The organism is Frigidibacter sp. SD6-1, from assembly GCF_030143255.1.
Classification (GTDB): domain Bacteria; phylum Pseudomonadota; class Alphaproteobacteria; order Rhodobacterales; family Rhodobacteraceae; genus TMP-24.
On record NZ_JARJNR010000001.1, the window covers coordinates 201,936 to 219,760 of the forward strand.

Consider the following 17,825-nt stretch of genomic DNA (forward strand, 5'->3'; position numbering starts at 1 on the left):
CCCGCACCCCCGGAAGGTATTTGTACCAAGATGAAGGGGTGCGGGCTCATTCGAGCGGGCTTCCGTCGCGGCGGGTGCGGCGGACCACGCCGTTTTCGCGGGTGTAGAGTTTGTCGATGTCGCTGTAGTGGACGCGATCGGAAGGTGCTCGGGTGCCGACGATGAGGTAGCTGCAGGGATGGGCGGAGCGGTTCACGACCTGATGGCCGTTCGCAACGCCCGCAGGCCAGCAGGCGGCGTCGCCGGGGGTGAGGCGATGTTCGCCATCATCTTCGATGATGATCGCCTCGCCAGCGAGCATGTAGAGGAATTCATCCTCTTTCTCGTGCCAGTGCCGGTCGCCCGACCGAGCGCCCGGGGCGAGCGTTTCGGTGAAGGCGCCGAACTGGGTCAGGTGACCGGTATCGGAGAGGAGGTCAGCGGTGAAATGGCCAAGCATTGCTGCCTGTTCGGGTGTAGCCTTATCGGTGCGGGCGGTGCCCTTGCGGATGATCATCTCGGCGCCGTGAAATCCGTGCCGTCGCGGTATGTGAAACGGGCCGTTCCGCCGTCGATCTCGACCCGCAGGTCGATATCGGAATAGGTCGCGACCTCGCGCGGGGCCTTGGTGCCGATGACGAGGAATTTGGCAACCTTGTCGGTGCGGTTGACGAAATGGTGGCCGTTGTCGTCACCCGCCGGGAAGGCGGCGCAGTCGCCGGGCCGCATGGTGTGCTCGCCAGTGTTGTCGATGAGGGTGCATTCGCCTTCCGTCACCATGACGAATTCATCCTCTTGCGCGTGCCAATGACGGAGCGAGGAGAGCGCGCCCGGTTCGAGCATCACGAGGTTGACGCCATATTGGGTCAACCCGCCTGCCTCGCCGAGGCGCAGCGACGAGCGCCCCTTCATCATGGACGCATAGGGCTCGGGGTAGATCGAACCGGTTTTGACCGGGCATCTGGTCTGGTCGATGATCGGCATTTCTTCCTCCTCGTCGGCCCCCCTCCCCATCCCTCCCCACGAGGGGGGAGGGAGGCGCGGGACGGGTTCATTGTTTCTCGTACCGACCGTTGCCGGACGGGCGCTTCCCCTCCCCCTCGTGGGGAGGGGAGAGGGGTCAGACCCGCTCGATGATCGTGGCCGCCCCCATGCCGGAGGCGACGCAGAGCGTGGCGAGGCCGGTGCCCTTGCCGGTGCGCTCGAGCTCGTCCAGAAGCGTGCCGATGATCATCGCGCCGGTCGCGCCGAGGGGGTGGCCCATGGCGATCGAGCCGCCGTTGACATTGACCTTGTCGGGCGAGACGTCGAAGGCCTGCATGAAGCGCAGGACGACCGAGGCGAAGGCTTCGTTCACTTCGAAGAGGTCGATGTCGGAAATCGACATGCCCGAGTCCTTCAGGATCTTTTCGGTGACCGGTACGGGACCGGTCAGCATGATCGTGGGGTCGGTGCCGATCTTGGCCGTCGCGCGGATCTTCGCGCGGGGCTTCAGGCCGTGCGCCTTGCCGAACTCCGCATTGCCGATCAGGACCGCAGCCGCGCCGTCGACGATGCCGGAGGAGTTGCCGGCATGGTGGATGTGATTGATGCGCTCGAGATGGGGATATTTCATCAGCGCGAGCTTGTCGAAGCCCGGCATGACCTCGCCCATGCCCTTGAAGGAGGGATCGAGCCGGCCCAGCGTCTGCATGTCCGTGCCCGGGCGCATGTATTCGTCGCGGTCGAGGATGGTGAGGCCGTTCTGATCCTTCACCGGCACGATGGATTTCGCGAAGCGGTTCTCGGCCCAGGCTGCGGCCGCGCGGCGCTGGCTTTCGACAGCCAGCGCGTCGGCGTCGTCGCGGGTGAAGCCGTATTCGGTGGCGATGATGTCGGCCGAAATGCCTTGCGGCACGAAATAGGTCTTTATTGCGAGCGTGGGATCGACGGCGATCGCGGCGCCGTCCGAGCCCATGGCAACGCGGCCCATCATCTCGACGCCCCCGGCGATATAGGCATTGCCCGCCCCGCCCCGCACCTGATTGGCCGCGATATTCACCGCCTCCATGCCGGAGGCGCAGAAACGGTTGATCGCAAGGCCGGGGATGCGTTCGTCAAGGTCGGAGAGGAGGACGGCCGAACGGGCAAGGCAGCCGCCCTGTTCGCCGACCTGAGTGACATTGCCCCAGATCACATCCTCGATGACATGGCCGTCGAGGCCATTGCGGTCCTTCACGGCGTTCAGAAGGCGGGCGGAGAGGGAAACGGCGGTCACCTCATGCAGCGCGCCGTCGGCGCGGCCCTTGCCACGCGGGGTGCGGGCGGCGTCGTAGATATAGGCTTCGGTCATCGTCGGTCCTCTCCTTGGGCGTCCGCCGCGCGATTCGCGATGATGCGGGGGACAACTTTCGGGGCAGTTTACCTGCGCGTCAGCCTTTGTCCCGCGTGACGCTGCGGCGCAATATCAGCTTTTCTGCGACCGCTCGGACGGGTTGCCGGGCATCAGGTCGTAAGGGTGCTTCCAGCCGCGCAGGGCCGCGATCCTGTCGAGCCAGCCATCGATATGGGGCCAGTCCTTGCGGTTGAAACCGAAGGGCTCGGGGTAATAGAGATAGGCACAGCAGGAGAAGTCGGCAATGGTCGGACCCCGGCCCACCAGCCAGTCGCGGCCCTTAAGGTGGCCGTCGAGCGCGGAATAGGCGGCCTTGAGGCGGCCCTGCATGAAGGCGATGACCTCGGCGGGTCGCTTGTCTGCGGGCAGGAAGTTCATCAGGAAGCGGGTCATGCCCGCCTGGCTCGACATCTTGTGATTGTCCCACAGGATCCAGCGCAGGACCTCTTCCTCTTCGCCCGGGGCGCCGCCGAATGTGCCGGTGCGTTTCACGACATGATACATGATCGCGCCGGACTGCGAGAGGGTCATGGCGCCCTCCTGAAGGACCGGGACCTCGCCCATCACGTTGAGTTTGCGGAATTCCTCGGTGCGGGTGGCGCCGTTGAAGAAATCGACGAAGACGGGCTGCCAGTCGTAGCCCGAGAGTTCGAGGGCGAGCGCCGCCTTGTAGGCATTGCCGCTTTCGCCGAAGCAGTGAAGTTTCGCCGTCATTCCATCCTCTCCGTCGCGGCGGGGGTTTCACACCCCCGCACCCCCGTGGAGTATTTCGACAAAGAAGAAGGAAAGTAAGCCTTTGTTAACCGGGCTCGCGGAGGTTTGAGGCGCGGTACAGGCTGGAGAGCCGATGACCGCCAAAGGAGAAGCCGCCCTCGTCCCGGTTAGCAGCCACGACGCACATCCCCGTGCGGGGACGGGGGCGCACTCCTTTGGTTTCTTCTTTGCGGAAATACTCTGCGGGGGAGTGCGAGGGGGCGCAAAGCCCCCTCGCCGGTTCCGGGCCGAACCAGCGCAACCCGTCAGAATGCCTCCGCCGCGAGCGCCATCACCGGGCCCGCGCCCGACTGGATGCGGGCGAGGTGCATCATGGTCGCGGGCAGCTGGCGGGCCATGTAGTAGCGGCCGGTCGCAATCTTGGTCTCGTAGAATGTCTTGTCGCCGGTACCTGCGGCCAGTGCGGCGCGCGCGGCCTTGGCCTGACGGGCCCACATGTAGCCGAAGCAGACATGTCCGAAGAGATGCATGAAGTCGTAGGAGCCAGACAGAGCGGCATTGGGGTTCTTCATGCCTTCGGCCATGAAGAACATCGCGGCCGACTGCAGGTCTTTCGAGGCGGCCTTCAGCGGATCGAGGAATTGGGCCTTCAGCTCGGCATCGCCCTCGTTTTCCTTGATGAAGCCCTTCAGCATCTCGAAGAACCCCATCACATGCTTGCCGCCGCCCTCGGCCAGCTTGCGGCCGACGAGGTCGAGTGCCTGCACGCCGTTCGCGCCCTCGTAGATCATCGCGATGCGGGCGTCACGGGCGAACTGGGACATGCCCTGTTCCTCGATATAGCCGTGCCCGCCATAGATCTGCTGGGCAAGAACGGTGCAGTCAAAGCCCTTGTCGGTCTGAAAGCCCTTGATGACCGGGGTGAGAAGCGAAATCAGCCCCTCGGCCGCAGCATCGCCCGAACGGTGCGCCTTGTCGATCAGCGTGGCGCCCCAGAGGGTGAAGGCGCGGGCGCCTTCGACGAAGCTTTTCTGGTCCATCAGCGCGCGGCGGATGTCGGGATGGACGATCAGCGGGTCGGCGGGGCCGGTCGGGTTCTTCGCGCCGGTCACGTCGCGGCCTTGCAGACGGTCCTTCGCGTATGCGAGCGCGTTCTGATAGGCGGTTTCGGCCACCGCATAGCCTTGCAGGCCCACGCCCAGACGCGCCTCGTTCATCATGGTGAACATGGCGCGCATGCCCTTGTGGAGCTCGCCCAGCAGAAAGCCGGTCGCGCCGTCATAGTTCATCACGCAAGTGGCATTGCCGTGGATGCCCATCTTTTCCTCGATCTTGCCGACCGAGACGGCGTTGCGGGCACCGAGCGAGCCGTCCGCATTCACCATGAATTTCGGCACGATGAAGAGCGAGATGCCCTTCGTGCCCTCGCCGCCACCCGGGGCCTTGGCAAGGACCAGATGGATGACGTTGTCGGACATGTCGTGATCGCCCGCCGAGATGAAGATCTTCTGGCCAGTGATCTTGTAGGAGCCATCCGCCTGCGGCTCGGCCCTGGTGCGGAGCTGCCCGAGGTCGGTGCCGCAATGCGGCTCGGTCAGGTTCATCGTGCCGGTCCAGTCGCAGGTGACCATCTTCGGCAGATAGGTGGATTTCTGCTCTTCGGTCCCGTGCGCATGGATCGCCGAATAGGCGCCGTGCGTCAGGCCCTGATACATGTTGAAGGCCATGTTGGCCGAGACGAAAATCTCGCCCACGGCGGTCGCGAGCACATAGGCCATGCCCTGACCGCCGTAGGCGGGGTCGCAGTCAAGGGCGGTCCAGCCGCCCTCTTTCATCGCCTCGAAGGCTTGCTTGTAGCCCTTGGGCGTGTAGACCACGCCATTTTCCAGACGGCAGCCTTCCTGATCGCCCGAGGCGTTCAGCGGGTGAAGGACGTCGCGGGCGATCTTGCCCGCTTCTTCCAGAACGGCGCCGGTGAAGTCCGGCTCCAGCTCCTCGTGACCCGGAACGCCCGACCTGGTCACCTCCAGCACTTCGTGCAGAAGGAATTGCATGTCGCGGGTGGGGGCGTTGTATTGGGTCATTCGGTCCTCCGGGGTCTTCGGTCTGGTCGCGGGTCAGGCGGCTTGGGTTTCCGCCCGGCCCAGGGTCTGTTCGGCATCGGCAATATGGCCGGCCAGTTCATTGATGACGGCGTCGAGTGCCGCGCGCTGTTCCATCATTTCCGCCAGGCGGCGGCGGGCGGTTTCGATCGCCTTGGTGATCTGCAGGCCCTCGCCGTCATGTTCATAGAGGTCGAGGATCTGGCGGATCTCTTCAAGGCTCACGCCGTATTTCTTGCCGCGCAGGATCAGCTTCAGCCGCGCACGGTCGCGCCGGTCATAAAGCCGTTTCTGGCCCTCGCGCAGCGGGAACAGAAGTTCCTTCTGCTCGTAGAAGCGCAGCGTGCGCGGCGTGACGTCGAACGCCTCGCACATGGCACGGATGCCCATCAACTGTTCACTCACGTCTATTACCCTTTCGACTGTTTCGCAGGGAAACAGCAGATGACGATCGACTGTGGATGGTACAAGCCAAGATGACGTTAAGGTAAGGATGACGTGGCGTAACAAATTTTCTGACGAAACGTCATTGCGAAAGGATCGTTTCAGGAGAAACTTTTTGACCTCGCGTAAAGCGGTTTACCGCCCCGAGGTGACGCAGGGGAATAGCTCAGTCATCGAGATTCGCGGCGCTCGAATCTCTCAGGGCGCGCAGGTCGGCGATGGTTGAATCCAGCTCGGACCGCTGCTTTTCCAGTTCCTTCAGTTGCCGGTCGGCAAGCTCCACCCAGGCCAGGTTTTGCGCGCGCGTGCCCTTCTGATTGTACAGAAGCAGCCACTGGCGAATCTCCTCAAGGCTGAAGCCGAAGCGGCGGCCGCGCAGGATGAGCTTCATCCGCGCGATTTCCCGCGGGCCGTAGAAGCGCGCGCGGCCTTCCTTTATCGGGGCCAGCAGTTCGATATACTCATAATAGCGCAACGTTCGCGGCGTCACGTCGAAGCGCACGCACATGTCCTTGAAGCTGATCGGCTGGTCCGACATCTCGTCCTCCTTGCCGTGAAGGTAAGGCGAGAAGAGGGGGCGTGACAACTCAGTTCAGAAAGCCGGGCGCGAAGAAAAACAATCCATAGGCGACGATCAGCGCGGGGATGGTGGAAAAGACGGTGGCCATGATTGCCGCGCGGGGCGCAAGCGCGATGGCGGGGAAGAGCGCGTCGCCGTCGTTCGAGATGGCGTTCGCCGCGAGTGCCGCGAACGGGATGGCGCCGTTGACATAGAGCGTCGCCACCAGAACCTGCGGACCGCAGCCGGGGATGAAGCCGATGGCCGCACCGACCAGCGGCAGCACCGGCGCGATCGCGGCAAAGAGCGCCTTGAGGTCGAGGCCCGCGAACTGCGCGAGATAGTCGTAGGCGAGATAGGCGGCAATCACCCAGACCGAGATGAAGGACGTCTCCTCGGCCATGCGGGTCACCGGCCGGTCGGCCGGGTTGGTCATGGCGTTGACCGGCGAGAAGGCCCAGATCAGCAGGCCGGTCGCCACGCCCGCCAGCGCGATCCACTCGACGGGCAGGGGGCCAAAAGCCGCGATCTCGACCTGGCCGATCTGCGCGGCGCCGACGACAAGGCCGGGGATGACGAGCGCCAGATAGGCCCAATCGCGGGCGCGCGGACGGCCGATGCGCGGCGCGATCTCGCACGCGCCGCCGGTCGGGCGGTAGTCGACGGTGACAAACCTGTCGATCAGCCAGCCGGTGAGGATGCCGACCGAGAATTGCAGGGGCAGAAGGGCGAGCGCGGCATCGGGCCGTGTGGCGATGAGAAGGAAGGCTGCGTCGCCCATCGTCGCGGTCAGCGTGGCGACAACCGCACCGAAGGACACCTTGCCCGAGGCATAGGCCGCCACGACCACCACCGCGCCGCCGCAGCCGGGCGTCGCCCCGAGAAGGGCGGCGATCGGCACCTGCAGCGCTTTCGACCGGCCCATCGCCTCGCCAAGGTCGAAGCCGAACAGCTTCTCGGCGCCATAGAAGAGGAGGAGCGTCGCGGCGACGAAGACCGAGACCTGGACGAACGCATCGACCATCAGCCCGCGCGTGACCTCGCCCAGAAGTCCGGGCACGAGCGCCAGCGCTGCGAGAAGCGCGACGGCGAGCAGGCGGCCGCGTCTGAGGTTCGCAAGCGGCAGGCGCCTCTCGGCGACGGTCGGGGCGGGGGCTCTGGTGCTGAGGTCGGTCATGGTCTTTTATTGCGACTAATTCTCAATTGCAAAAGATAGCGCTTGCGGGCGGTTTTGCAAGCGCCAATAACTGCCGGGTGCCCCAGACCCCGGAGATGTGATGAGCGAGGCCGAGAAGCTGAAGATCGGCGCCCAGTTCGTGGCGGCGCTGCCGCATGCCCGCGCGCTTGGCATGACGCTCGATGCGATCGGGCCGGGGACGGCCGCGATCTCGATGCCCTATGACGAGCGGCTGATCGGCGATCCCGAAACCCGGGTCATCCACGGCGGGGCGGTTTCGGCCCTGATGGACACGTGCTGCGGTACGGCGGTGATGAGCCATCCCTCTGCGCCGAAAGGCACGGCGACGCTGGACCTCAGGATCGATTACATGCGGTCCGCGACGCCGGGACAAAGGATCACGGCGCGGGCGGAATGCTACAATGTCACCCGCTCGGTCGCCTTCGTGCGCGCGACCGCGCATGACGAAGACGAGGCGCGCATCGTCGCCATGGCGACCGGTGCCTTCACGGTCGAGCGCGGGGAGGGGGGCAAATGAGCCGCCGCGCACCACCCGAGCCCGTCCATCTGGTGAAGGGTCGCCGCGACGCGGCGCTGAAGGCGCTGGTCGAGGGCGTGCCCTATATCCGTTTCCTCGGCATCCAGTTCGACCGGCGCGGCGATGAGCTGACCGCCGTCCTGCCGTTCAATGAAAGCCATATCGGCAATCCTCTGCTGCCGGCCCTGCATGGCGGGGTGACGGCGGCCTTCCTTGAGGTCGCCTCGATCGTCGAACTGAGCTGGACGATGATATGGGAGGATCTGGAGAGCGGCGCTCTCGATGCCGCGCGGCTGGCGGATGGTGGTCTGCCGCGGCTGCCGAAGACCATCGATTTCACCGTGGATTACCTGCGTTCCGGCCTGCCGCGCGACGCCTATGCGCGGGCCCGGGTGAACCGGTCGGGACGGCGCTATGCGTCGGTGCATGTCGAGGCCTGGCAGGACAACCGGTCGCGGCTATTCGCGCAGGCGACGGGCCATTTCCTGATGCCCGAACGCCCGGAGCCCTGAGGTGAGTCAGCCGGTCACCCATGCCCGCGTCTTCCGCATCGCGGCGCCCATCGTCCTGTCGAACGCCACGGTGCCGCTTCTGGGCGCGGTCGATACCGGGGTGGTGGGCCAGCTGGGGCAGGCCGCACCGATCGGCGCGGTCGGGATCGGGGCAGTGGTGATCGCTAGCTTCTACTGGGCCTTCGGCTTCCTGCGCATGGGCACGACCGGGCTGGCCGCCCAGGCGCTCGGTGCGGGCGACCGGGCCGAACAGGGCGCGATCCTGATCCGCGCGCTGATGATCGCCTTCGCCGCCGGAACGGCGCTCATCCTTCTGCAGGCGCCATTCTTTGCTGGCGCCTTCGCCCTCGCCCCCGCCTCGGCCGAGGTCGAGGGGCTGGCGCGCGCCTATCTTGGCATACGCATCTGGGGCGCGCCCGCCACCATCGCGATCTATGCACTCACAGGCTGGCTGATCGCGGCGGAACGGACGCGCGCCGTCCTCGTGCTGCAGGTCTGGATGAACGGGCTGAACATCCTGCTCGACCTCTGGTTTGTCCTCGGTCTCGGCTGGGGGGTCGAAGGCGTCGCGGTTGCCACGCTGATCGCCGAATGGACGGGGCTGGCGCTTGGGCTTGTCCTGTGCCGCAACGGCCTGTCACTTGCGGCGCTGAGGGACCGCGCGCGCATCTTCGACCGGGTGAAACTGCGGCGCATGGCCTCGGTCAACGGCGATATCATGCTGCGCTCGATCATCTTGCAGGCCGCCTTCACCTCGTTCGTCTTCCTCGGCGCCCGGTTCGGTGACGTGACGCTCGCCGCCAATCAGGTGCTGCTGCAGTTCCTGGAGATCACCGCCTACGCGCTCGACGGGTTTGCCTTCGCCGCCGAGGCTCTGGTCGGTCAGGCGGTCGGCGCCCGTTCCGTGCCGCTTCTGCGCCGCTCTGCCTGGCTGCCGTCGCAATGGGGGGCGGGGGGCGCGATCCTGCTGGGCCTGGCCTTCTGGCTGGCGGGGCCGTGGATCATCGACCTGATGACGACCGAGCCTGACGTGCGCGCCGCCGCGCGCGGCTGGCTCTTCTGGGTCGCTCTCTCGCCGGTGGTCGGCATCACCTGCTGGATGCTCGACGGCATCTTCATCGGCGCCACGCGCGGCCGCGACATGCGGATGGCGATGGTCGAGATGGCGTTCTTCTATGTGCCCGCGCTCTGGTTCCTGCCGAGGATGTTCGGCAACGACGGTCTTTGGGCAGCGCTTCTCCTGATGTTCGTCTTCCGCGCCATCAGCCTCGGCCGCCGTTACCCGAGGATCGAACGCGCGCTCGCCTGAGTGCCGCCGCTCTTCTGCTCTTTCGTTTGCAAATATCCCGGGGGTCCGGGGGCAGAGCCCCCGGCCTATCAGTCGCGCGCGGCCTTCTCGGCCAGACCCGAGGTCCCTTCGCGCCGCTCCAGTTCCGCGAGGACGTCGGCCAGCGTCACCTCGCGGGCCGCCAGCATCACGAGGAGATGATAAAGCACATCGGCCGCCTCAGCGGTCAGTCTTTCGCGGTTGCCTTTCACCGCCTCGATGATCGCCTCGACCGCCTCTTCACCGAACTTCTCGGCGCATTTCTCCGGCCCCTTGGCCAGCAGCTTCGCCGTCCAGGACCTGTCGGGATCGGCCCCCTTGCGGGCGGCGATGGTGGCGGCGAGACGGTCAAGCGCGGTCATGAAAGCCTCATCGGAATGCCCGCGCGCGCCATATGCTCCTTGGCCTCGCGGATCGTATAGGTGCCGAAATGGAAGATCGAGGCGGCGAGGACGGCCGATGCATGGCCCTCGGTCACGCCTTCGACGAGATGGTCGAGCGTGCCGACGCCGCCCGAGGCGATCACCGGCAGGTCGACCGCATCGGCGATGGCGCGGGTGAGGGGCAGGTTGAAGCCCGCCCGCGTGCCGTCGCGGTCCATCGACGTCAGAAGGATCTCGCCCGCCCCCTTCGCGGCGACGGTGCGGGCGAAGTCGACCGCGTCGATGCCGGTCGCCTTGCGCCCGCCGTGGGTGAAGATTTCCCAGCGGCCCGGTTCCACGGTCTTCGCGTCGATGGCGACGACGATGCATTGCGACCCGAAACGGTCTGCCGCCTCGGCCACCACATCGGGGTTGGCGACGGCGGCGGAGTTGAACGAGACCTTGTCGGCCCCGGCCAGAAGGAGGGCGCGCACATCCTCATGCGTGCGCACCCCGCCGCCCACGGTCAGGGGAATATAGCATTGTTCGGCGGTGCGGGTGACGAGGTCGAACATCGTGCCGCGGTTTTCATGGGTTGCGTGGATGTCGAGAAAGCAAAGCTCGTCCGCCCCCGCCGCATCATAGGCCTTCGCGGCCTCGACCGGATCGCCCGCATCCACGAGGTCAACGAAATTCACGCCCTTGACCACACGGCCATCGGCCACGTCGAGGCAGGGGATGATGCGGGTCTTGAGCATGGGGCGTCCTTTCGGCCCTCTCCTAGCGTTCCGTGCCCGCGATTGAAAGCGGTCTTGGTGGTCCTGTGCGGCTTGCCCGTCGCGCCGCATCGGGGGCGCTACCGGGCCGATCGACCATCGTCGCCCGAACCGGCATGTCACTTGGCAATTGTCGGAGGTGCTTGCGTGCGCAGGAGCCGGCGCAAGAGCGCGGCGAAGGGCGGGATATCGACGATCTGGCGATTGGGGCTTTCTCCGCTGGAAAGGCCGAGGAGCGCATAGCCGTGGACCATGGTCCAGACGGCAATCTCGACCTCCGGGTCGGCGGTCCCGTCGGCGGCGAACGGGCGGCAGCCCTCGCGCAGGATCTGATAGGCCTCGGCCCCGGCAGCCTTCAGCGCCGGATCGTCGCGGTCGAGGCCGGGGGCCACGAACATCAGGCCGAAAAGTCCGGCGTGATCGCGAGAGAAGTCGAGATAGGCAAGGCAGATGTTGAGCAGCCGCTCCTCATCGCCCCGCGCGGGAAGGTCGCGTCCGGCCATGAGCCGGTCGGTGAACAGCGCATAGGCGCGGGCCGCGATTGCCGTCATCAGGCCCGACAGTCCATCGAAATGGTGGGCGGGGGCGGCGTGGCTGACGCCCGCCCGCGCCGCCGCGCGCCGGAGCGTCAGCCCGCCCAGTCCCTCTTCCAACAAGATGGCGAGGCCCGCATCGACAAGGGCAACGCGCAGGTTGCCGTGGTGGTGGGAGGACTTCGGGCTCTTGCTCATACGCCCGGCATCGCAGGTCGACTTGACGCGGTCAATGCGGCTTGTATGTTGCGCTAACTTTACACTGTCAAGAGACTCATCCATGCGATCCGTGCTGATCTGGCCCTACCGGGTCCTTTCCCTTCTCGTTGCGCTGCTCACCCTTCGCGTGCTTGCCGAACCGATGGCGCTGAGCATGCCGGATCTCGCCTATTACCTTCCCGGCAGGGCGCTGCCGGCCCTGTCGCACCTGATCTTCGGCCCCCTTGCCCTGGCGCTGTCGCCGTTTCAGACGTCGGGCCGCCTGCGCAGCCGATGGCCAGGCTGGCATCGGCGGCTCGGCTACCTCTATGCCTTTTCGGTGCTGATCGGCGGATGTGCCTCGCTCGCCATGCTGCCCTGGTTTCGCGGCAGCCTGTGGGCGGCCACCGGCTTTGCGCTTTTGGGGGCGGGCTGGATCGGTGCGACGGGCCGGGCGATCTGGCTGATACGCGGCGGCGATCTAGCGGGCCATCGACGCTGGATGCTGCGGTCGGTGGCGCTGACCTTCTCGTCGGTCACACTCCGGCTGATCATGGCGCCGTTGATGGCTGCTGGCTGGACCTCGACCGAGACCTACGATGTCACCGCATGGGCCTCATGGCTTGTCAATCTGACGCTTCTCGAGCTGTTCATCCTGCGGGGATGGCGCACCGGCCGCGCACGTGCCGCCTGACGGGAAAACACAAAAGGGCACCGTTTCCGGTGCCCTTTTGAATGGAGCGGGCGATGAGATTCGAACTCACGACCCTAACCTTGGCAAGGTTATGCTCTACCCCTGAGCTACGCCCGCGTCCTTGGGTGCGGCGGGATTTAGTGTCTTCGCCCGCCGCCTGCAAGAGGAAAAACGCGGCCAGTGCAGAAATCGGCGTTGGGCGCACCAAGCGGGCGTTTCCGTCATCGGTCGGGGTGCGAATCGATCCGCACCTGTTGCGCTGACGGTTGTTTCTCAGCGGTCTGTGACTCAATTAAACAGAGTTTTTTCAGACGGTTGCAGAGAATTCTGGTTACGGCTCTGTTAAGCCGGGAGCGTTTGGTTTCCAAAAGGCGACTTCCGGGGTCGATTAAGGATGGCGGCGAAAAAGTGCCGGAAAATTGTCTGGTCTGGGTCGAAATGATGGCGGATTTCCGGAGCGCCCTCAGGATACCGCCCCACAGGTTAATGCGGCCACGACCGGCCCGGGGCTTTCGAAAGGAACCGCCGATGTTCATGCCGTCGCCTTCGAGCTTCCGTCCCGACGCGAAGCTTCTTCTCACACCCGATCTGCTTGCCGCCCCGTCCGCAGCGGACCGAACCGGCCTGCGCGCCGATACGCTGGTCGAGACCGCCAACGGCTGGCGGTCGGCAGGAGAGCTTGAGTCAGGCACACTCGTTCCAACCTACGATGGCGGCCTCGTGCCGGTACGCTCGGTCACGCATGCGGCCGCACTGCCGGGTGGCGGGCGGGGGCTGATCCATTTTCCCGGCGGCGCGCTCGACAATTGCTCCGATCTCTGGCTGATGCCGGGCCAGCGGGTTCTGGTCTGCGCAGCCAAGGCCGAGGCGCTGTTCGACGCGGCGGCGGTCGTTCTGCGCGCGGATATGCTGGCGGGTCATCGCGGCATCCGGCGCGTGCCGTTGCACGCAGCGGCCAAGATGGTCCGCCTGCGCTTCGACCGCGAAGAGACGATCTTCGCCAATACCGGCACGATGATCCGCTGCGGGTCGGTCGGCGGCGCGCAGCGCTCGGCTCTCTATCCGGAGCTGGAGCCCTGGCAGGCGGTGGAGATGCTCTGTCACATCGCAGCGGAAAACGAGCCGCATGTCCCGCGAAGGATCGCTGCCTGAGGCCGGTGCATCAGCGAGCACCTGCGCGCCGTGACCGGAAGGCCGGTGCCCCTTCCTGCGTCTCGGTGCCGAGCGCGTCGCGCAGGAGGCTATCGAGCGTGACACCGGAACCCGGCGCCTGCGGGCCGGTGCAGACGGCGCGCGCGCGGTCCTGCAGCAGTTCAAGCTGATGGTCGAGCCGGTCGAGAAAGGCAGACAGCATGTCCCGGTCGAGGTGCGTTTCGGGGTCCGACAGCCAGGCGATCCAGCCCCGGAGGTTGCCGAGTGTAAGGATGACATCTTCTACCAGAAACCGTTCATGCGCGGCCAAAGTCGCCTCACCCATCGTCGCACCCCTTTCCTGCCCGGTGTGAAGCCTGCCCCAGAAACGCTAAGAAGCGGATAACGAGCGCCCGGGCTCGGCGCCCGTCCGACCGCCGGGGCAGGGGGCATTGACTCTGCGCGCCGCTCCTCTATAAGCCCGCCGTCCCGGGTCGAGAGGCCCGGGGTTTTCATTGGTGTTGGTGGACCCCGCGAGGGGAAGCCTGTCGTCCCGGAAACGGGAAAAGGACAACGCCCTTCATGGCCTTCGTCAGGGGGCAGCACAAAGAAGGAGATCAGCGGTGACCAAACGCACCTCTGCCAAGTACAAGATCGACCGCCGCATGGGCGAGAACATCTGGGGCCGTCCGAAGAGCCCCGTCAACCGCCGCGAATATGGCCCCGGCCAGCACGGCCAGCGCCGCAAGGGCAAACTGTCGGACTTCGGCACCCAGCTGCGCGCCAAGCAGAAGCTGAAGGGCTATTACGGCGATCTGACCGAAAAGCAGTTCCGCCGCATCTATGCCGAGGCCGAGCGGGTCAAGGGCGACACCGGTGCGAACCTCATCGGCCTGCTGGAGCGCCGCCTCGACGCGGTCGTCTACCGCGCCAAGTTCGTGCCGACCATCTTCGCCGCCCGCCAGTTCGTGAACCACGGCCATGTGACCGTGAACGGCACCCGCGTGAACATCGCCTCCTACCGCGTGAAGGAAGGCGACGTGATCGCCGTCCGCGACAAGTCGCGCCAGCTCGCCATCGTTCTGGAAGCCGTGGCGCTCGTCGAGCGGGACGTGCCGGATTATCTGGAAGCCGACCACCACAAGATGACCGCGACCTTCGTGCGCACCCCGGGTCTGGGCGACGTGCCCTATCCGGTGCAGATGGAACCGAACCTCGTGGTCGAATTCTACGCGAAGAACTGATCCTTCGCCTTCCGGTTATCGAAGAGGCCGCCTTCGGGCGGCCTCTTTCGCTTTGCAGGCGGGCCGGGGCGGGCGGCTCGTCGAGCCCTCGCGGCCTCTCCTCGCCGGGATGGCCCGCGACGGACGAAGAGCGCCCGCAGGGCGACGATGAGGCCTAGCCTAAGCGGCGCGCGCCCGCTAGAAAGCGCCGGACCAGCCCGGGAGAGCCTGCCAGATGTCCGAACCGATCCGTCCTCAGCCGGGGATCATGGAAATCGCGCTTTACGAGGGCGGTGCGGCGCAGGTCGCGGGCCTGTCGGACGCGATCAAGCTTTCTTCGAACGAAAACCCGTTCGGCCCGTCGGACCGCGCCAAGGAGGCGTTCCAGCGTGCCGTCCACAAGCTGCACCGTTACCCCGGCACCGACCACAGATCGCTCCGCGAGGCGATCGGCGAGGTTCACGGGCTCGACCCCGACCGCATCATCTGCGGCACGGGCTCGGACGAGATCATCCATTTCCTCTGCCAGGCCTATGCGGGGCCGCGCGACGAGGTCGTCTTCACCGAACACGGGTTCCTGATGTACCGCATCTCGGCCCTTGCCGCCGGGGCGACGCCCATTGCGGTGAAGGAGCGCGAGCGCACGACCGATGTCGATGCGATCCTTGCTGCCTGCGGGCGGAAGACCAAGCTCGTCTTCATCGCGAACCCCAACAACCCGACCGGGACGATGATCGGCCCGGCCGAGGTCGAGCGGCTGGCGGCGGGCCTGCCGAAGCAGGCGATCCTCGTTCTCGACGGAGCGTACGCCGAATATGTCGAAGGCTTCGATGGCGGGGCGGAGCTGATCGGGCGGCGGTCGAACGTGGTGATGACGCGGACCTTCTCGAAGATCTATGGCCTCGGTGGGCTGCGCGTCGGCTGGGGCTACGGGCCAAAGCCGATCATCGACGTCCTGAACCGCATTCGCGGCCCATTCAACCTGTCGGCGGCCCAGCAGGAGGCGGCGGAAGCCGCCGTGCGCGACCGCGAGCATGTGGAGCGCTGCCGCGAAGACAACACAAGGATGCGCGCCTGGCTGGCCGAGGCTTTGGCCGAAAAGGGCGTGCCGTCGGACACGTCCTGCGCCAACTTCATCCTCGCCCGCTTCGCTGACGAGGCGGAGGCCACGGCCTGCGACCAGTATCTGCAATCACAGGGGCTGATCGTGCGTCGCGTCGCGGGCTACGGCCTGCCGCATTGCCTCAGGATCACCATCGGGGATGAGGCCTCCTGCCGCCGCGTCGCCCATGCGGTCGGCCAGTTCAAGGCCGGAAAGGGCGCCGCATGAGCGTGATCTATGATCGTGTCGCCCTGATCGGGCTTGGCCTCATCGCCTCGTCCATGGCGCACGCGACCAAACGTGCGGGGTTGGCCCGCCATATCGCCGGTTACGCCAAGACGGCGTCTACCCGCGAGGCGGCGCTGGAGATCGGCTTTTGCGATTCTGTGCATGAAACCGCTGCCGAGGCGGTCCGCGATGCCGATCTGGTCGTGCTTGCGGTGCCGGTCGGTGCCATGGGCGCCGTCGCGGCCGAGATCGCGCCGCATCTCAAGCCCGGCGCCACCATTACCGATGTCGGTTCGGTCAAGGCGGCGGTCGTCGAGGCGGTCGCACCGCATCTGCCGGAGGGCGTGCATTTCGTACCGGGCCATCCGCTCGCAGGGACCGAACATTCCGGGCCACATTCCGGCTTCGCCACATTGTTCGACAATCGCTGGACGATCCTGACCCCGGTCGAGGGCTGCGACCCCGCCGCAGCCGACCGGCTTGGTACTTATTGGCAGGGCCTCGGCGCACATGTCGACCGGATGGACGCCGCCCACCACGACCTCGTCCTTGCCGTCACCTCGCACACGCCGCACCTCATCGCCTATACGATGGTGGGCGTGGCCGATCACCTCAGGCGCGTCACCGAAAGCGAGGTGATCAAATATTCGGCGGCGGGTTTCCGCGACTTCACGCGGATTGCCGCCTCGGACCCCACCATGTGGCGCGACGTGTTCTTGACAAACAAGGAGGCGACGCTCGACATTCTGGGACGGTTCACCGAAGAGCTTTTCGTCCTGCAGCGGGCGATCCGTATGGGCGATGGCGATGCGCTCTTCGACTATTTCACCCGCACACGCGCCATCCGGCGCGGCATCATCGAGGCGGGGCAGGACACGGCCGCACCGGACTTCGGGCGGGGAAAGGCAGGCGGATGAGGGGCTTCCGGCGCGGCACAAAGGCAGGTCTGGCGGCGGCGCTGGTCGCTGTCGCCCTGCCCGCGCTGGCCGAGGCGCCGGTGAAGTCGCTGCTTCCGCCGGTCCGGCCGTCTGGTATCGCCCCCGCTGCAATTGCTGTCGCCGAGGCGACACTGCCAGCCGCCGGACCGGCGAGCCCGCTGGCGCCGCTCTCCTCGCCCTTGCCGCCGCCGCGCGGCGCTTCCCTGGCGCCCGACGTGACGCGTTTCGTCACGCCGACCGATGTTTCCGCGCTGACCGCGCCCGGGCGCCATGCGCCGCTCGTCTCGCTTCTGCCGCTGGCGCGGCCGCGCGGGCTCGATAGGGATGGTGGCGCCGAAGAGATCGTGCTTGCCGCCGCGCCCGCGCCGAAGAAGCGCGACAAGGCGAGCCGCAAGGGCTCGGTCTGCGGCAATCCCTCGATCAAGGGCGAGGAGATCGCGCCGATCAAGGCGGCGGCGCGGGGCTGCGGGCTGGACGAGGGCGTGAGGGTCACCTCGGTTTCGGGCGTGGCCCTGTCGACCCCCGGCAACATGGATTGCCACACCGCCGAGGCGCTGAATGACTGGGTGGAACGCGCCGTCATCCCGGCGGTCGGATCGACCGGCGGCGGGGTGGCCAAGCTGCAGGTCGCAGCAACCTATGCCTGCCGCCCGCGCAACAACCAAAAGGGCGGCAAGATCAGCGAACATGGCAAGGGCCATGCGGTCGATGTCTCGGGCCTGATCCTTGAAAACGGCAAGGTGATCAGCGTCCTGACCGACTGGGGCAGGGGGCGCGAGGGAAAGATCCTGAAAGCCATCCGCAAGGCGGCCTGCGGTGGCTTCACCACGGTTCTCGGCCCGGGGTCGGACCGGTTCCACCGCGATCACCTGCATCTCGACACCGCGCGCGGTCGCGGCGCCTATTGCCGGTAG

The 17,825-nt window shown here is 66.3% G+C and carries 21 protein-coding genes and 1 tRNA gene; 9 read left to right on the forward strand and 13 right to left on the reverse strand.

The window, feature by feature from the left end; genetic code table 11:
* Positions 1–46: 46 nt before the first annotated feature.
* The 8 genes from P0645_RS00980 to P0645_RS01015 all read right to left on the reverse strand — a co-directional run bounded on the left by P0645_RS00980 (position 47) and on the right by P0645_RS01015 (position 7,349).
* Positions 47–496 (reverse strand): cupin domain-containing protein, encoded by a 450-nt coding sequence (locus P0645_RS00980; RefSeq protein WP_284162682.1) that lies wholly within the window; start codon positions 494–496, stop codon positions 47–49.
* On the reverse strand, positions 493–963 hold the full coding sequence (locus tag P0645_RS00985) for a cupin domain-containing protein (RefSeq protein WP_284162683.1): 471 nt from the start codon (positions 961–963) through the stop codon (positions 493–495). The genes P0645_RS00980 and P0645_RS00985 overlap by 4 nt, the downstream gene beginning before the upstream one ends.
* A 136-nt stretch (positions 964–1,099) precedes the next feature.
* Positions 1,100–2,311: an acetyl-CoA C-acetyltransferase gene (locus P0645_RS00990; protein WP_284162684.1), complete on the reverse strand. Its 1,212-nt coding sequence runs from the start codon at positions 2,309–2,311 to the stop codon at positions 1,100–1,102.
* 114 nt (positions 2,312–2,425) lie between these two features.
* Positions 2,426–3,067, reverse strand: coding sequence for a glutathione S-transferase family protein (locus P0645_RS00995; protein WP_284162685.1), 642 nt, complete (start codon positions 3,065–3,067; stop codon positions 2,426–2,428).
* A 305-nt stretch (positions 3,068–3,372) separates the two neighbouring features.
* On the reverse strand, positions 3,373–5,151 hold the full coding sequence (locus tag P0645_RS01000; RefSeq protein WP_284162686.1) for an acyl-CoA dehydrogenase C-terminal domain-containing protein: 1,779 nt from the start codon (positions 5,149–5,151) through the stop codon (positions 3,373–3,375).
* Positions 5,152–5,184: 33 nt separating this feature from the next.
* Positions 5,185–5,574 (reverse strand): MerR family transcriptional regulator, encoded by a 390-nt coding sequence (locus tag P0645_RS01005; protein WP_284162687.1) that lies wholly within the window; start codon positions 5,572–5,574, stop codon positions 5,185–5,187.
* Between the two features lie 205 nt (positions 5,575–5,779).
* On the reverse strand, positions 5,780–6,151 hold the full coding sequence (locus tag P0645_RS01010; protein ID WP_284162688.1) for a MerR family transcriptional regulator: 372 nt from the start codon (positions 6,149–6,151) through the stop codon (positions 5,780–5,782).
* Positions 6,152–6,200: 49 nt separating this feature from the next.
* Positions 6,201–7,349 carry a putative manganese transporter gene (locus P0645_RS01015; RefSeq protein ID WP_284162690.1) on the reverse strand — a complete coding sequence of 383 codons (1,149 nt, stop codon included), beginning with the start codon at positions 7,347–7,349 and terminating at the stop codon, positions 6,201–6,203.
* Between the two features lie 100 nt (positions 7,350–7,449).
* Between P0645_RS01015 and P0645_RS01020 the strand changes: the two genes are divergently transcribed.
* The 3 genes from P0645_RS01020 to P0645_RS01030 are packed head-to-tail and all read left to right on the forward strand — an operon-like array spanning position 7,450 to position 9,708.
* Positions 7,450–7,887, forward strand: coding sequence for a PaaI family thioesterase (locus P0645_RS01020; protein ID WP_284162691.1), 438 nt, complete (start codon positions 7,450–7,452; stop codon positions 7,885–7,887).
* The gene (locus P0645_RS01025; RefSeq protein WP_284162692.1) at positions 7,884–8,399 is read left to right on the forward strand and encodes a PaaI family thioesterase; all 516 of its coding nucleotides are present in this window, start codon (positions 7,884–7,886) and stop codon (positions 8,397–8,399) included. The genes P0645_RS01020 and P0645_RS01025 overlap by 4 nt, the downstream gene beginning before the upstream one ends.
* 1 nt (position 8,400) lies before the next feature.
* Positions 8,401–9,708, forward strand: coding sequence for an MATE family efflux transporter (locus P0645_RS01030; protein ID WP_284162693.1), 1,308 nt, complete (start codon positions 8,401–8,403; stop codon positions 9,706–9,708).
* A gap of 68 nt (positions 9,709–9,776) precedes the next feature.
* Here the strand turns inward: P0645_RS01030 and P0645_RS01035 are convergent, their stop codons facing one another.
* From P0645_RS01035 to P0645_RS01045, 3 genes are all read right to left on the reverse strand, one after another.
* Entirely contained in the window at positions 9,777–10,088 is a 312-nt protein-coding gene (locus P0645_RS01035) for a phosphoribosyl-ATP diphosphatase (RefSeq protein WP_284162694.1), read from the reverse strand.
* Positions 10,085–10,846, reverse strand: a complete 762-nt coding sequence (gene hisF, locus P0645_RS01040; protein ID WP_284162695.1) for an imidazole glycerol phosphate synthase subunit HisF — start codon at positions 10,844–10,846, stop codon at positions 10,085–10,087. The genes P0645_RS01035 and hisF overlap by 4 nt, the downstream gene beginning before the upstream one ends.
* A 137-nt stretch (positions 10,847–10,983) precedes the next feature.
* Positions 10,984–11,595 carry a TetR/AcrR family transcriptional regulator gene (locus P0645_RS01045; RefSeq protein WP_284162696.1) on the reverse strand — a complete coding sequence of 204 codons (612 nt, stop codon included), beginning with the start codon at positions 11,593–11,595 and terminating at the stop codon, positions 10,984–10,986.
* Between the two features lie 82 nt (positions 11,596–11,677).
* On the opposite strand from P0645_RS01045, the gene P0645_RS01050 reads away from it, so the two are divergent.
* Positions 11,678–12,289: a DUF2306 domain-containing protein gene (locus tag P0645_RS01050; protein ID WP_284162697.1), complete on the forward strand. Its 612-nt coding sequence runs from the start codon at positions 11,678–11,680 to the stop codon at positions 12,287–12,289.
* A gap of 42 nt (positions 12,290–12,331) precedes the next feature.
* On the opposite strand, the gene P0645_RS01055 is transcribed toward P0645_RS01050, so the two are convergent.
* A tRNA-Gly gene (locus tag P0645_RS01055) sits at positions 12,332–12,406 on the reverse strand.
* Positions 12,407–12,817: 411 nt separating this feature from the next.
* Between P0645_RS01055 and P0645_RS01060 the strand changes: the two genes are divergently transcribed.
* Entirely contained in the window at positions 12,818–13,441 is a 624-nt protein-coding gene (locus P0645_RS01060; RefSeq protein WP_284162698.1) for a Hint domain-containing protein, read from the forward strand.
* A gap of 10 nt (positions 13,442–13,451) precedes the next feature.
* On the opposite strand, the gene P0645_RS01065 is transcribed toward P0645_RS01060, so the two are convergent.
* The gene (locus P0645_RS01065) at positions 13,452–13,766 is read right to left on the reverse strand and encodes a hypothetical protein (protein ID WP_284162699.1); all 315 of its coding nucleotides are present in this window, start codon (positions 13,764–13,766) and stop codon (positions 13,452–13,454) included.
* A gap of 277 nt (positions 13,767–14,043) precedes the next feature.
* On the opposite strand from P0645_RS01065, the gene rpsD reads away from it, so the two are divergent.
* The 4 genes from rpsD to P0645_RS01085 all read left to right on the forward strand — a co-directional run bounded on the left by rpsD (position 14,044) and on the right by P0645_RS01085 (position 17,825).
* The gene (rpsD, locus tag P0645_RS01070) at positions 14,044–14,664 is read left to right on the forward strand and encodes a 30S ribosomal protein S4 (protein WP_267632678.1); all 621 of its coding nucleotides are present in this window, start codon (positions 14,044–14,046) and stop codon (positions 14,662–14,664) included.
* 214 nt (positions 14,665–14,878) lie between these two features.
* Complete coding sequence (gene hisC, locus P0645_RS01075; RefSeq protein WP_284162700.1) at positions 14,879–15,973, forward strand: histidinol-phosphate transaminase; 1,095 nt, start codon at positions 14,879–14,881, stop codon at positions 15,971–15,973.
* Positions 15,970–16,890 (forward strand): prephenate/arogenate dehydrogenase family protein, encoded by a 921-nt coding sequence (locus P0645_RS01080; RefSeq protein ID WP_284162701.1) that lies wholly within the window; start codon positions 15,970–15,972, stop codon positions 16,888–16,890. The genes hisC and P0645_RS01080 overlap by 4 nt, the downstream gene beginning before the upstream one ends.
* Positions 16,887–17,825 carry an extensin-like domain-containing protein gene (locus P0645_RS01085; RefSeq protein ID WP_284162702.1) on the forward strand — a complete coding sequence of 313 codons (939 nt, stop codon included), beginning with the start codon at positions 16,887–16,889 and terminating at the stop codon, positions 17,823–17,825. The genes P0645_RS01080 and P0645_RS01085 overlap by 4 nt, the downstream gene beginning before the upstream one ends.

Bases quoted from the DNA above. Each gene is read 5' to 3' on its own strand.
- P0645_RS00980 (WP_284162682.1), bottom strand. From the start codon at position 496: ATGATCATCCGCAAGGGCACCGCCCGCACCGATAAGGCTACACCCGAA.
- P0645_RS00985 (WP_284162683.1), bottom strand. From the start codon at position 963: ATGCCGATCATCGACCAGACCAGATGCCCGGTCAAAACCGGTTCGATC.
- P0645_RS00990 (WP_284162684.1), bottom strand. From the start codon at position 2,311: ATGACCGAAGCCTATATCTACGACGCCGCCCGCACCCCGCGTGGCAAG.
- P0645_RS00995 (WP_284162685.1), bottom strand. From the start codon at position 3,067: ATGACGGCGAAACTTCACTGCTTCGGCGAAAGCGGCAATGCCTACAAG.
- P0645_RS01000 (WP_284162686.1), bottom strand. From the start codon at position 5,151: ATGACCCAATACAACGCCCCCACCCGCGACATGCAATTCCTTCTGCAC.
- P0645_RS01010 (WP_284162688.1), bottom strand. From the start codon at position 6,151: ATGTCGGACCAGCCGATCAGCTTCAAGGACATGTGCGTGCGCTTCGAC.
- P0645_RS01015 (WP_284162690.1), bottom strand. From the start codon at position 7,349: ATGACCGACCTCAGCACCAGAGCCCCCGCCCCGACCGTCGCCGAGAGG.
- P0645_RS01020 (WP_284162691.1), top strand. From the start codon at position 7,450: ATGAGCGAGGCCGAGAAGCTGAAGATCGGCGCCCAGTTCGTGGCGGCG.
- P0645_RS01025 (WP_284162692.1), top strand. From the start codon at position 7,884: ATGAGCCGCCGCGCACCACCCGAGCCCGTCCATCTGGTGAAGGGTCGC.
- P0645_RS01035 (WP_284162694.1), bottom strand. From the start codon at position 10,088: ATGACCGCGCTTGACCGTCTCGCCGCCACCATCGCCGCCCGCAAGGGG.
- hisF (WP_284162695.1), bottom strand. From the start codon at position 10,846: ATGCTCAAGACCCGCATCATCCCCTGCCTCGACGTGGCCGATGGCCGT.
- P0645_RS01045 (WP_284162696.1), bottom strand. From the start codon at position 11,595: ATGAGCAAGAGCCCGAAGTCCTCCCACCACCACGGCAACCTGCGCGTT.
- P0645_RS01050 (WP_284162697.1), top strand. From the start codon at position 11,678: ATGCGATCCGTGCTGATCTGGCCCTACCGGGTCCTTTCCCTTCTCGTT.
- P0645_RS01060 (WP_284162698.1), top strand. From the start codon at position 12,818: ATGTTCATGCCGTCGCCTTCGAGCTTCCGTCCCGACGCGAAGCTTCTT.
- P0645_RS01065 (WP_284162699.1), bottom strand. From the start codon at position 13,766: ATGGGTGAGGCGACTTTGGCCGCGCATGAACGGTTTCTGGTAGAAGAT.
- hisC (WP_284162700.1), top strand. From the start codon at position 14,879: ATGTCCGAACCGATCCGTCCTCAGCCGGGGATCATGGAAATCGCGCTT.
- P0645_RS01080 (WP_284162701.1), top strand. From the start codon at position 15,970: ATGAGCGTGATCTATGATCGTGTCGCCCTGATCGGGCTTGGCCTCATC.
- P0645_RS01085 (WP_284162702.1), top strand. From the start codon at position 16,887: ATGAGGGGCTTCCGGCGCGGCACAAAGGCAGGTCTGGCGGCGGCGCTG.